This window comes from Leptospiraceae bacterium (assembly GCA_015075105.1).
GTDB lineage: Bacteria > Spirochaetota > Leptospiria > Leptospirales > Leptospiraceae > JABWCC01.
This window is the reverse complement of sequence record JABTUZ010000001.1, coordinates 667,820-681,916: the sequence shown is the minus strand read 5'-3', so window position 1 is coordinate 681,916 and position 14,097 is coordinate 667,820. Positions and strand designations below refer to the sequence as shown.

At 34.5% G+C, this 14,097-nt stretch carries 12 protein-coding genes; all 12 read right to left on the bottom strand.

Annotated elements, in window-relative coordinates; all coding sequences use genetic code 11:
* Positions 1-14: 14 nt before the first annotated feature.
* The 12 genes from HS129_03360 to HS129_03305 all read right to left on the bottom strand — a co-directional run bounded on the left by HS129_03360 (position 15) and on the right by HS129_03305 (position 13,783).
* Positions 15-1,046, bottom strand: coding sequence for a hypothetical protein (locus HS129_03360; protein MBE7411094.1), 1,032 nt, complete (start codon positions 1,044-1,046; stop codon positions 15-17).
* The gene (gene rpoD / locus HS129_03355) at positions 1,043-2,788 is read right to left on the bottom strand and encodes an RNA polymerase sigma factor RpoD (protein MBE7411093.1); all 1,746 of its coding nucleotides are present in this window, start codon (positions 2,786-2,788) and stop codon (positions 1,043-1,045) included. The genes HS129_03360 and rpoD overlap by 4 nt, the downstream gene beginning before the upstream one ends.
* A gap of 11 nt (positions 2,789-2,799) precedes the next feature.
* Positions 2,800-4,620, bottom strand: coding sequence for a DNA primase (locus HS129_03350; GenBank protein ID MBE7411092.1), 1,821 nt, complete (start codon positions 4,618-4,620; stop codon positions 2,800-2,802).
* 15 nt (positions 4,621-4,635) lie between these two features.
* On the bottom strand, positions 4,636-5,088 hold the full coding sequence (locus HS129_03345) for a GatB/YqeY domain-containing protein (GenBank protein ID MBE7411091.1): 453 nt from the start codon (positions 5,086-5,088) through the stop codon (positions 4,636-4,638).
* Between the two features lie 157 nt (positions 5,089-5,245).
* Positions 5,246-5,455, bottom strand: coding sequence for a 30S ribosomal protein S21 (locus HS129_03340; GenBank protein MBE7411090.1), 210 nt, complete (start codon positions 5,453-5,455; stop codon positions 5,246-5,248).
* Between the two features lie 94 nt (positions 5,456-5,549).
* Positions 5,550-5,762 (bottom strand): hypothetical protein, encoded by a 213-nt coding sequence (locus HS129_03335; GenBank protein MBE7411089.1) that lies wholly within the window; start codon positions 5,760-5,762, stop codon positions 5,550-5,552.
* Between the two features lie 263 nt (positions 5,763-6,025).
* Complete coding sequence (locus HS129_03330; protein MBE7411088.1) at positions 6,026-9,388, bottom strand: SpoIIE family protein phosphatase; 3,363 nt, start codon at positions 9,386-9,388, stop codon at positions 6,026-6,028.
* Complete coding sequence (locus HS129_03325; GenBank protein MBE7411087.1) at positions 9,325-10,149, bottom strand: hypothetical protein; 825 nt, start codon at positions 10,147-10,149, stop codon at positions 9,325-9,327. Before HS129_03325 ends, HS129_03330 begins: the two co-directional genes overlap by 64 nt.
* A gap of 239 nt (positions 10,150-10,388) precedes the next feature.
* The gene (locus tag HS129_03320; GenBank protein MBE7411086.1) at positions 10,389-11,027 is read right to left on the bottom strand and encodes a hypothetical protein; all 639 of its coding nucleotides are present in this window, start codon (positions 11,025-11,027) and stop codon (positions 10,389-10,391) included.
* A complete protein-coding gene (locus tag HS129_03315) occupies positions 11,027-11,431 on the bottom strand; it encodes a hypothetical protein (protein MBE7411085.1) in 405 nt (134 codons plus the stop codon). Before HS129_03315 ends, HS129_03320 begins: the two co-directional genes overlap by 1 nt.
* 236 nt (positions 11,432-11,667) lie before the next feature.
* The gene (locus HS129_03310) at positions 11,668-12,390 is read right to left on the bottom strand and encodes a UDP-2,3-diacylglucosamine diphosphatase (protein ID MBE7411084.1); all 723 of its coding nucleotides are present in this window, start codon (positions 12,388-12,390) and stop codon (positions 11,668-11,670) included.
* A gap of 793 nt (positions 12,391-13,183) precedes the next feature.
* Positions 13,184-13,783, bottom strand: coding sequence for a chitobiase/beta-hexosaminidase C-terminal domain-containing protein (locus tag HS129_03305; protein ID MBE7411083.1), 600 nt, complete (start codon positions 13,781-13,783; stop codon positions 13,184-13,186).
* Positions 13,784-14,097: the final 314 nt, after the last annotated feature.

The window sequence follows — 14,097 nt, the reverse complement described above, 5'->3', positions numbered from 1 at the left end:
CTTTTAACTTGAGTTTATTCGTGTAACCATTTCAGAAATGCTTTTTTTTCGTTGTGTTTATGAAATGAGTCGCGCCACAAAAAAAGTCCGATCTCTTTCTGGAGTTCATCTTGTATTTTTGCTAATCCACACACGTATTTTAATTCGGGTAAAATTGTATCAGCCATATCTTCTAAACCGAAAGGATAGTCTTCTTTTACATTGTATTCGCTATTCTCGTCTTTTCTTTTTGATATATCCAACACTCTTTGAAATAAAAGTTCGCCAAAGACTTTTATTTTTAGAATTTTTTTTTGGGTAGTTTCTTCTACCTTAGTCCAATCTATATTCTTATTTTCTTTGACCAAAGAAAGTAAGGAATGTATCCAACCACAAAATATTGCAGAAATAGAAAGAATCTCCGAAAATCTTAAAATCTCAGCGTATTTTCTATAATCAAAATTTAATATTTCTTCACTTAAAATTGTGACCTCTTCACATTTTAATTGTACGTGGGTGGCTTCCATAGCAAACGGCAATGAAAATTTTTTCTTTTGTAAACCAATTTTATTTTGGTCAACACAAACTACCCTAGCTTTATTTTCCGAAACACTATTTACAACGAGTAGGTAATAATCAGAATGAAGACCATTGGTCAAAAAACTTTTTTCTGCGTTCAATATGAAGTTATTTTCTTTTAGCTCAATTCTGCTTTTCAAATCTCTTAATTTAAAATTCCAATTTTTCTCACTCACTCCAAAAGACACTATTTTTTCACCAAGAACCACTTCATGTAAAATCTTTTTGGAAAGAGTATCTCCTTCTTCTTTTGCTATCTTTAAAATATACCCGGCTACATTTACTTGAGACATTATAGAAAGAGACAGACCTACTCCATGTGGAAGTGTAGCCAATCGAAATAAATTTTTATGAAATTCGTAAAAACCTGCTCCATTCAAAGGAGAAAAAAAACCTAATTCTGCAAAATTGGAAATAGTATTTTTATATAGATTGTCCGTATCTAAAGATTTTGAACTAAGCCGTGTTTTTAATTCATCGAAAGTCAATCTATATAGTCTTTGAGTTTTTTCGATCGAGTCGGATGACGAAGCCTTCTTAGTGCTTTTGCTTCAATTTGACGAATTCTTTCCCTTGTTACCTTAAATTGGTAACCGACCTCTTCCAAAGTTTGAGCATAGCCATCGTCCAAACCAAACCTCATACGAATTACTTTTTGCTCTCTTGCAGGCAGAGTATGCAAAACCTGACGGATTTGTTCTGCGAGTATTGTGCCAGCAGCCGTATTCACCGGAGACTCGACTTCTCTGTCTTCTATAAAATCTCCAAGCTCAGAATCTTCCTCACTACCTACAGGTATCTCAAGCGAGATAGGCTCTCTCGCTACATTCTTTACAGCCTTAACCTTCTGAACCGGCCAGCCCAATCTTTCTGCGATCTCTTCATTGCTTGGGTCTCTCCCAAACTCCTGCACGAATAATCTTGCTTCACGGATTACTTTGTTCACTTGTTCGATCATGTGAACCGGAACTCTAATCGTTCTTGCTTGATCAGATATAGCACGGGTAATCGCCTGACGTATCCACCATGTAGCGTAAGTAGAAAACTTGTATCCTTTTTTGTATTCAAATTTGTCCACTGCCTTGATGAGACCGATATTTCCTTCTTGAATGAGATCAAAAAAATGCATCCCTCTATTTGCATAACGCTTGGCAATAGAAACTACAAGACGAAGATTTGCCTTTACTAATTCTTTTTTTGCTTGTGAGATTTCTCTTTCACCTTTGATTATTTTTTCGCCCCATTCTTTTATATCGTTAGTGGAAGAACCGGCTTCTTGCTCCATACGACGAAGTTTTCTTTCATTGTTTCTTATATCCTTGATAACTTCTCTTACCTCGTCAATATCGACCCCCATCATCTTTTCGATTTCTTCGAGATTTTCGTTCTTTTCGATGAACCTGTTAAAAGTTTTAATTTCTCTTACATCGTGACCATATCTTGCTTTAATTTTTAAGAAATGTCTGTCAATTTCTTTAATTCTGAAAACCATAGACTTAATTTTCTGTGAAATTTTCTGAATCTCTCTTTGAGATACACCGACTTCTCTTGTAGCCCTGTCAATCTTGGAAGAAGAAACTTCTATTTTTTCTTTCAGCTCTTTGTATTTTTTACTGTTCTCTGAATATTTGCGAATTCGATTGATACATTCATTAAATACTTTTTCTTCGGCTTGGATGATCTCCATGTTTCCAAAAAATAATTTTTCTAACTTCTCTGCTTCTAACTGACTCAGTGCGTAAGGCTTATCCACTCGAACCAATTCATACACTTTGATTTTTCTGCTGCGAATCTTTGGCATAAGTTTTGCAAAGCTCGCCCTCAAAATACTGGAACCGAGAATCGTCTCTTCTATAATTTTTTCACCCTTCTCTATTCTCTTAGCAAGAAAAACCTCTGTCTCTCCGGAAATCAAACTTACCTTTCCGATTTCTTTCAAATATAGACGAATAGGGTCTTCAGAGGTAGCACTAATCGAAGGGCTGTCTTTCTTTTTCTTTGTTGCCTTTTCCTCTTTTCCGGATACTACAGGCTCTACAGATTTTTTAGAGTATTCTTCTACAATATCAATCCCCATTTCATGGAGTAGAGTGAATACATCATCTATCTTTTCCGAATTTAAAATTTTATCCGGTAGTATCTCGTTGATTTCATCATAAGAAACCTCACTATTGGCTTTTCCTATTGCGATGATTTTTTGAACTTCCGGCAAACTCTGTAAATTTTCCATTTTTTAGTTCCTTATGCTGTCGATAAAGACAGTTTTCGAATATAGTCTAAATGTTTTTCTTTTTCCGTTTTATAAAACGATAAATCTGACAAATATTGCATCTCGTCTATTTGGCTCATTTTTCGGGCTTCGTCCAATTTTCTGATTTCATCGTCTATAAAAAATATTTTTTGACGATGAATCAATTCATTCAATATAGACCGATAATTTTCAAAATCGGGAACTTCTTCTTTCTCTATTAGAAAAGGAGCGATTGAATTTTTTACAAATTCGGGAAGCTCAGAAGAAAGGACTGACCTTGGACTAACCTCTTCATTATTTATAAATTGAGTGTATATGTAATCCCATAGTATTGAACAATCCTCGTCTAAAAACTCAATCTCGTTCAATTCTCTCGATTCAGATAAAAGCTCATTATGTAATATCAGCATAGACACAATCTTTTTCTCACAAATAATTGCAGAATTGGAGCTTGTCCTCTTTTTAGGAACAGACACCGTAGTTCTATTATCGGTTTTTGAAACTTGAAAATTCTCTCCAACCGTTGTAGAAAAATCAGAAAGTACAGAAGACATGCTAAGCCCAAGCCTTCTGGCTCCCTCCTCTAAGTAGGCTTCCCTGTCTGTTTTTTTTTCTAAAACTTTGACTAATTCAAACAACTGACCAACTGCGTATTTTTTCTCATCCGGAGTAGAATTGGACCTCGCCTTCCCTATGGTTTCTCCTATTAAAAAATCTGAAGCAGAAATAGCAGAATCAATCTTATTTTGTATTTCTGTAGGATTTTTTTGTCTCGAAAAATCAAATGGGTCAATTTTTTCATCCAAGACAGAAACTCTCAATTCCAACCCTTCTTTTAGACAGATTAAACTTGATCTGTAAGCTGCCTTCCTGCCCGCCAAATCACCATCCATCATCAATATCAGCACGTCTGCATAGTTTTTCAAGTGCCTAACCTGACTTTCGGTTACAGATGTCCCCAGAGAAGCCACTGTATTTTCGATACCTTTTGAAACTAATCCAAGTACATCCAAATACCCTTCTACTAAAACTACCTTTCTGGATTTTCTAATCGAGGATGATGCGTTATTCAGGTTGTACAGGATTTTCCCCTTATCATAAACCAAGGAAGCGGGACTATTGACGTATTTGGCTTCTTCTGCTTGTCGAATTATCCTTCCCCCAAACCCTGCAACTTCCCCGGAAATATCAATAATCGGGAACATCACCCTATCTCGAAAAAAATCATAGTAAGAGCCTTTTTGATTCGGTCTTTCCTTTAATAAACCCAATTTTGAACCAAGACGAATTTCTTCTTCTGACTTCAATATGTCTCTTTTTAAATTGTCAAACCCCAAAAAAGAATACCCCAACTGAAATTGATCAAAAATAGATTCTTCAATTCCTCTCGATTTCAAATACTCGTAAGCCTCTTTTCCACCACTTGACCGAAGGTTATTGAAATAGTATTCAGAAACTTTTTTGTTCAATAGATAGAGTTTTGTTTTCTCTTCACTTTGCCCGGATTCAATCTGAGATTTAGACTGTAGAGGAATTCCGGAAAATTTAGAAAGTATCTCAAGTGCAGGTAAAAATTCTACATTTTCAAACTCTCTTACAAACTGAATGATGTCTCCTGACTTATGACAACCAAAACAATGATAAACACCTTTGTCTGGAGACACGGTAAAAGAAGGGGTTTTTTCGTTATGAAATGGACAAAGACCTTTATAGTATCTACCATGCTTTGTCAACTTCACAAAACGGGAAATATAACTACCAATGGCTACTTCCCTGTGTATTCTCTCGATAAAATCATTTTTCTTTTGCAATGAGGTATAGACCAATTACTTGGATAGCATAGATTTTACAACAGAGGAAACGAGAGCACCATTTGCGTTCTTGCCCTTCAATTCCTGCATAACTCTGCCCATGATCTTTCCTGTATCTTGAGGCCCCACAGGGATAAACTCCTGAATCACTACAGAGGCTACCTTACGGATTTCTTCTTCAGATAAATCAGGTGGCAGATAAGAAATTATGATTTGGTTCTCGTCTTCTTCTTTTTGAGCCAGATCGTCCCGTTTGGCTTTTCGGTATTCTTCGGCAGTCTCTTTTCTTTTCTTGGAATTGCTTTTTAAAATTCCCATAACTTGCTCGTCGTTCAAAGAAGACGATCCGGTCCTTGTTAATTCATATTGAATATCAGCTTTTATCAAACGAAGAGTCGCAAGTTTCAACTCTTCTTTAGCCTTCATTGCATCCTTTAAATCCTGATTTATCTTGTCTTGAAGCGACATAGTACCTCCAACAAAAATACGAAATTGATTACACTCATTAATAGCCCGGTAAAAAGCACAATTTCTCATAGAGAAAAAGACTCTTTACAAGTGCCTGTGCACAAATACCGCCTTTAGAATAGTACAGTGCAGTATATTTTAAAAAATGGGATATTTACTAAATTTTATCTTTTTTGGCAAAAATTCTTTTCTTTTTGTCCCTTTTACGCCTTGCTGCATCATTTGCCTTTTTCTTTATGATGCTCGGTTTTTCATAATGCTCACGTTTTTTAATTTCACTCAAAATTCCAGCATTCGCACAATCTCTTTTAAACCTACGAAGCGCACCTTCGATTGATTCGCCTTCTTTAATAACTATTCCGACCACTCATACCTCCAAATAAATCCTATACTAAGGAATTTTACCAGCATAATTAACGTCGGGTTTTTTGTCAAGAGTCAGGAAGTTTAATTCAGAAAAATTATGCAGCAAAAAAATCGGCTTTTTGAATATCGGCTAACTCAATTCTGGCTACTATTCCCTCTTTTCCGTTCTTAATCACTACATCGCCCTCAATTCTTCGATTTTTGTCTAATTCAATCACAGTGCCGTCTTTTAAGTGTAGAACTATATCTATACCTCTGTAATTAACGTATCTTTCTAATGTCTTTCTAAAATTGGAGCTTATTGCCATATCGGGAAACCTTCAGGATTATTTGTATTTACTATTTGTAACGGTACAAGCACAAAACCCCTTTAGCAAAATTTTATGTCTCTAATTTTTTTTTCAAAAATTTTTATAGCATTTCGCATAACGCATGTAAAGTACTTTAAAAGGGTTTCGCTTAACGCATGATACGTACTTTATGAAAAATAAAATAATTTACTGATTAAAATAGACTTTGACTCCCAAATGCCTTTTTTTTAAATCTACTGTTCATATTGCTTTTTTTCAGGTCATAAAATCTCGATTACTCCAAAAGTCAAATCGTCGTCAAACGAACTTTTTCCACTCCATTCCTTTGCGTAGGTTTCAAGCAAGTCGGGTATCTTTGACAAATCAGAAGAGATATGATTTCTCATAAATTCCTGTAACCCTTCCTCATCTATCATTTCACCGGATGAGTTTCTTGTTTCGGTAACTCCATCGGTATAAAAAATAATCCTGTCATTAGGTTGAATACGGATCTCGTCTATTTCAAATTTCAGAGTTTTAGCAAGTCCTCCAAGTAAACTTCCTTTCGGCTTTGAGAATATAAATTCATCAGTTTCTCTTCTTTGGATAATTAAAGATAAGTGCCCTGCATTTGAGTGGATCATTGACTTTGCATCCGGTCGGATATAAAAATACGATATTGTTATAAAATTCCCACCAAGTTTATCTTTTAAAGAATAAAATATTCTATTTAGCATTTCCACCGGGTCTTTGATATGGTCTCTTGCAGAACTGAACGCAACTTTTAGCATTGCACTAATCAGTGCAGCGGGAACTCCATGACCTGAAACATCAGCCACAATTACACCAAGTCCACCTTCTTCGCTTAAAGAAAAATCAAAAAAATCCCCCCCGACAGACTGCATGGGTTGGTATTTAGACACAACAGCCCATCTCTCATTTTTTGGCATTTTTGTCGGCAGAATGGACTTCTGAATATTTTTTGCAATCTTTAACTCTTGTCCTATCATTACAGCAAAACTCTGAGAAGCTACTGCATTTTTCATAGTGAGTAGAGTGTCAACCCTAGCTAATAGCTCCTTTTTATCGAAGGGTTTCATTAGATAGTCATTTGCACCTGAATTAAACCCTTCTATAATATCGCTCACTTGATTTTTGGCTGTAAGCATAAGCACTGGAAGTTCATATAATGAGTATCTTTTTCTAATCACCTTACACACTTCATAACCGGAGGCTTTTGGCATCATTACGTCGAGAAGCATAATGTCTGGAATATATCCATCCTTAATCATTTTTACAGCTTCAATTCCGTTTAACGCCTTTGTAATCTCAAAGTCTTTTGAGTGAAAATGGTTTTGAATTACTTGTAAATTAATCGGCTCATCGTCAACTGCAAGAATTTTATACGCTACATTCTTTTTACTCGTATTCTTTTTATCGATAGGTAGTAAGTCTTTAGCTTCTTCTTTCTCGAATTCTGAAAAAATATCATAGGAAGCATTCACTACTTCGATTCCCTCATTAAATACAATTTCATCCCTATCCATTGGGTTTTGGACTTTTAAAAGCGAATCAAGGGTTACCTTATCAAGTGAGTCTTGTAGTGGGAGCGTGAAATGAAAACGAGACCCCCTCCCCGATTCAGACTCAACCCACAATTGTCCACCATGTAGCTCTACCAATTGCTTAGTAATGGATAGTCCAAGTCCGGTTCCACCATAATTCCGAGAGTTAGATGAATCCACCTGCTCAAAGCTCTTAAAAATATCTTCGAGTTTATCTTTTGGGATACCGATTCCTGTGTCAGAAACTATGACCTCAGCCATGTTTTTAGCTCTATCCGAGTGAATTATCGCAGAAATTTTTATAAATCCTTTCTCCGTAAACTTGAAAGAATTTCCAATCAAGTTGAAAAAAATTTGCTGAATACGATTTTCATCCCCCAATACCAAGGGAAACCCTTCCGGGATTTCACTTAGTATCTCAAGTGATTTTCCAGATTTCTGGTGTTGGAAAGTTTTCATTACAATTTTAGAAACAATATCTAAATCCACTGGTTTTTTCTGAATTTCAAGCTGATGATTTTTCAATTTTGAGAAATCGAGAATATCATTTACAAGACTCCCCAGCCTTTTCGCCGAAAATACGATAAACATAAGATTGGACATTGCCTTTACAGGAATATCCCCCGCAGAACCGTCTGCCATAGATTCAGCAAGACCGATGATTCCATTCAGTGGAGTCCGAAGCTCATGCGAAGTGTTTGCTAAAAATTCGTCTTTCATTTTGTCGAGAGACTCAAGGTCTTTATTTTTTTTCTCTAACTCAAGATTCAGATGATCTGTCTCTTTGTAAACATTTGCAAATCGAAGAGACATCGCAGACGCCATGCTGACGATTAATAAGAAAAAGCCAACTTCAGTTAATTGGTTGTCAGGTATAAGCCCCAAAAATGAAAGAGTAAAAAATATATTTATTGCAGTCCATCCGAGATTGCCAAAAAATAAAATTCTATATCCGAATAATTTTTCTTTTCTCGCCCTAAGCGTAATCAGAGTAGATTGAATATTTGTGGAGATGATGCAAAGTAAAATAATAGGAATACCATTTATCCAAAAAAATGAATATGCCGATTTCCATAATTCGGGATTTATCAATAACCCGGCAAAAACTATTGTCATCCAGACAAATAAAATTGAAGTAACCGCATAGAGAGTGAAACTAAATTTTCCCTCCTTAAAAGAAAAAAATTCATGGTTGAATCTTGAAATCAGAAACGGAAGAAAGAGCAGACCTGTGCCATTAAAATACAAATTGATCCAGGTATTATCAAAAAACCACAATCCAAGCGATTTTACCCCAACCATGTGGATAAAGGTAGCAATCGAAAGTAATCCGAAATAGAAATAACTCTTTTCTTTTTTTCTGGAAAGATAAAGTGTTATATGGTAAAGTCCTACAAAGAAAAAGATTGATATAAAAAACAGAATCCTCATCAGGAATGTTTCGTAATTGTTCCTTACAATTTTTTCATCTCCGATATAAAATTCGGGAAACGCAAAACCGCCTAATTTTCCAAAGCTCGCAATTCTAAAAGATAAAAGATTTTCAGAGTTTAAAATTTCCTTCGGTATGACAAAATAATCATATCTGTTGCTTAGCTTTAATAGCTTTCCATCTGGAGCAATTTCTCCGGTTGAATGAACTTTTACTCCATTAACATAAGCCTCATAAGCATGGTCAACATAGGGAGTCATCACTCCAAGATTTCCCTGAATTGCTTCTTTGTTATAAGAAAAATGAATTCGATTCCAAGCGATTCCGTCATGATTTATGCCACGCATGTGCCATGCCCCCGGAACGCGAACTCTTTTCCAATTTCTGTCATCATAATCTGGATTAGAAAATTCTTTTGAATCTTCAATGGAAAACGGAAAGTTGCCGAATATTTTAACAATTTTTTTATCTGATGGAATCTGGATTTTTTTCTCGGACTCGACTCCCCCGACCACATGAAAATCAGGGACAGAGCAAGCAGAAAAGAATCCAATACAAATCAGCCAGACAAAAAGTCGCATATCTACCCACAATCCAACTTTAAAGAATAAAATGATTTCTGGAATTCGGATTGAACATCTCTCCATGTGTCAATCTTTTTCCCTTCCTTATTTATAAACTCGCTACCATTGTAATATACAATAGCCCAGAATGAATTTTTCTTACAGGAAAAATATCTGGTAACGACTTCGCCTTTTAAAACAAACGGATACCATGGCTCAACATATTTATAAACAGATTCGTCCGGCAGTCCGATATATGCTCGGATTGAAGTTGTATAGTGCATATCGGTCTTTTTTGTATCTGTCAAAGCTGAATTTGTTTCAAATTCTCCATAAATCTTTTTCCACTTTCTTAGCTTCAAATCCGAAATATCAGCCTCCTGAAATTCTCCTTTTTGTTTAAAAATAAAATCTTTCTGAAAAACCTCCCAAGGGTAATCTTTCTGATTTTCATGACTCGACCAGGTGATCAGTTTTTGATCCAGCATCGGAACTGTCTGAATTGATTCAATCTTCAAATTGTCCAAAGCATCCTTTTGACCTTTTGGATTTTTCAATATAAAATTCGCGCCTTTCCCTGCCGGATCGTCATAAATCAGATAAATTCCCCACCATGAATTTACAAACTTGCAGTTTGGGCTTATCATGTGTGAATATTTAATCGTCAATGGGCAACCCTTGACGTTTTCATAGTTCCCAACGGTGTAAGTATTTACTGCATCAATGTCAATTTTACCGTCGGACATTTCCATCAGGTAATCATGAAATGGAATAATGAATGGTTTCGCATACATCCCCTTTGGAATATTTTTATATTCAAGAATGGTTCCTCTTTCTTCTTTCAAATCGATGTTCTTTTCGACCCGCATTAATCTTGGCATGACCAGAGTACACCCTACTTGAGTCAAGATAGCTGAAAAAAATACCAACAATATGAAATTTGTAAATTTTTGAGTCATAATAAGTCCTTTATCTATTTTTTTTTATTTCAAGCATTCGACACTTTCACTATTCATCAAATTTTGATTATTTTATAATGATTCGAATTTTGGAACGTTTTGGCAAGAAGGATTTTCCCATGAAATTAAATATTATTATCAATCAGAAAAGGTGAAATATTCCATATGATCAGTGCCGGAGTATAGAATGACCATGTTAGATTTTTTCTGTCCACATCATACAGAATATCATAACCGACAAGCATATCTGTAATAAAAAAGCAAACTGAGCCAAACGCTATTAGAGCATTTTTTAATGAAAGCGATGAAATTAACCTCGTAAATGAAACTCCAAGTGAAAAAGAGATAACCATACTATATATCAAAAATATTGCTTTCATTGCAAATGGCAAATCAGGTTTATATCCCAAAACCAGAAAAATTCCATAAGAAACAATAAAAGCCAAAGCGCTAAACAATAAAAGGAAACGAAAATCAAAACTTGTGTCCCATATTCCAAAAGAATACAAGAAGTGAGCCAAAAAAAAACAGACTACTGCCGGAACAAGTAATTCGAAATAATTTGAAATAAAAATATCACCAAGAAGAATTAACATAAAAGCCAAAGATATCCAAAGATTCACTGGTATGTAAAAAATTGAGTTTACAGATAATAATAAAACAAAAATTAGAAGATAAGGATGCCTGAATCTTTTCTTGCGAATGCCCATCACGATCAGAACAAAAACTGATAAAGACAAAAAAATTAAATTTTCAACAGTCATTAAGAACGTAAAAAAATCCTGTTTAACTTTTTAGCAAGAATGCTCATTTCATCATTTTTTCTAAGATGTAATTTAGTGTATTCCCTACCCTGAATAACTTCATCCAGCACTTTATAAATCTTGACTAAGGGACCTGCAAATGAATGGGAATGTAAAATTCCAAAAACAATAAATAGCAAAATATTGAATATCGTCACAAGAATAGAAAAAATACTTACTAGGACAATACCATTTTCTCGTGTGTTAAGTGGCAAAGAATCCCATCTCAAAGAAACCCAAGAAATACATAAAACACAAATTCCGATTTGAAATAAAATCGGAATGAACAATTTCCATAAATATCTGATCTGAAAATCTGGAAGAATTAAATACTTCCATCGCAATTTTTGATTTTCCTTTTTCAAAAACATTCTCCATTTAACAAATATTTGATACGAAAATAAAGAAATCGCAATAAATTCTGGTTTTTCTGAGACCTCCAATCTCGGATTCTAATTAAATCTGATTGCATTTTTCCAGAATTCATATATCTCTTGGATAATTTTTATATACACGCAATGATTTGGCAAGGATTTTCCCTTAAAATGACAAATAATATCATTTTTTTGGCTATAATTTGATTGCGACATTTTTGTAGATTTTAGTATTTTTCCAATGGCTTAGAAATTTTTTTTATTACTTTTCCGCCAAGGAAATAGTTCAGCGTGGTTTTTTTTGTATTGGTATCAATAGCAACAAACATTTTCCGGGTAAGACAATCGCCTGAATTGATGTACTTTCCATTTCCGAAAGAAACAATTTTTTCAACATGAGTGTGCCCCATCACTACGAGATTGAATTTTTCTTCTACAATATATTTTTTCGCCGCGAGGGTATACTGGATTCCTCCATTTTCCACATTGTTTTTGTGATCGACTTTATAGCCGTAATCATACAAAAACGGAAAGCCCATTTTTTTCAGCCTGTAGCCTGCCCACATGAAAAGCTCCACAAATTTGACAGTAAAATAATTCCTATAAACTGTATCCAATTCATGCCCGTGGGTAAATAAAATTTTCATTCCATCAATTTCTTTGGAATATCGATAAGGAATTTTCCATTTGCGATAGGCGATATTGTCATGATTTCCGGAAAGAAATATATAGGGATTTTCCGAAAACCGTTTCGTAATCCGATTATATTTTTCTAAATTTCTTTTGTAAATCTTTGCGGTCTGCCAGGGAAAAACGCACCAGTAGGTTTCGATGATGTCTCCGAGTAAAACTATCTCATCGAAATTACGCTCGAGATAGTCTAAAAATTCTTCAAAGCCCGAAAGATTCTTCTCGAATTTTTCATCCCCGATGTGTATGTCTGAAATCACTGCGATCTTCATTCTATACCAATATTATTTTATAAAATAAAACCTAGTGACGTTTTGGTTGACACAATTTATACAATTTTCTCAAATTCATAAGAAATTTTAAACCCCAAAAACGAATGGGCTCTTTATCTATTATAAAAAATTTCGATATGCTCAAAAAGCATTTACTTTTCTTCCTCATACACACTTCTTGCTTTTATTCGAAAATAAAGGTATCAATTTTTACGCAACTATAATAAAAATTTCTAAATTCGTCCATGTTTTTCTTTATTGATTTTGCTTTTTGCCCAATCTTATTCAAATCTTATGGTATATTATTTATACCTTTATTATATAAATCCATCAAACATTTTTTTCTTGTTTTGATCTTATCTATCAATTTCAGGCACTAAATCCATTCTTCAGCTGAATTTTTGTACAGAGTTGGAAATCTTTTTTCAATAGATTTTTCTTTTCGTTATAGGTTTTGATTTTTCGAATTATTTTTAGTATTTCGCTTTTAGTGCAAAATCTGCACTTTTTGTGCAAAAATGTGGGAACTCCAACTATTTCTGTGAATTATGCTTTTAGTGCAAAATCTGCACTTTTGTGCAAAATGTAGGAACTCCAACTACTCCGGCAAAACGCTTTTAGTGCAAAATCTGCACTTTTTGTGCAAAATGTGGGAACTCCAACTATTTCGGCGAATTACGCTTTTAGTGCAAAATCTGCACTTTTTGTGTAAAAATGTGGGAACTCCAACTATTTCGGCGAATTTCGCTATTAGTGCAAAATCTGTAAACTTAGGTACTGTCTAAGGATCTGCCACGCAACGAACGTAATAGGGATTTGTTTTCATAAAGTTTTGACTATTTCCATTAGAATACGTTAAATGCATTGCAGTATTGGTAGTAGTTTGTAAAGTAATAGAGCTCCAATATGGCATTGGTAGTGAATTTGAAAATGTAGAGGAGTGGGCTTGCACTGTTCTCAATGGAGGATAGCTGAAAACCCCTCTTAATATTTCGCTATCTTTTGAACCTGATTTAATTGCGATGGCTTGAATTGACTTTCCGGCGATACTCCATATAGGGATTGGAGAAGTGTACAAATTTGACTCTTTTGTTGGAGTTCTACCATCAGTTGTAAAATAGATTGAAGCGCCCTGCGTAGTTGTAGTTATTGTGATATTTTTTGGAGAAGAGTAATGCCCTGCACTTGGACTAAATACCGGCTTGGCTACAGTATGTACTGAATTTAGAATTGAAGACATTAATGCGAGTATTTCTGCTTCTCGACTAATTTTCGGGAGTTTGAAGATTTGACAATCCTGAAAGAAAAACAGTAAAATAATAAAAAATATTTTTTTACGGAACGATACATGCAGTTTTGAATTTTTTCTAAATTTCTTCAAGACTCTATTTCACTTTTCCGAGGGACTATATATTTCTCAGACACCATCTTTTTTAAAAAAGTTCATTATTTGACATCATGGTTCAAATATTTACAATTGAATTTTCTGGCTCATGTATGAAATTTTTCTTCAATAGTTGGAATTTTCTTATAAAAATAAGATTTCCACATTCCCATTCGTAATCAAAATATTCTCATTCGAGGAAAACTTCTTGAATTATTCGCTACAAAAATTATTAGTTACATTTCCATAAACACTATACCTATACATAGTAGATTCTTGTGTATAGCTTTAGCTCTTAGACAGTAAGCTTT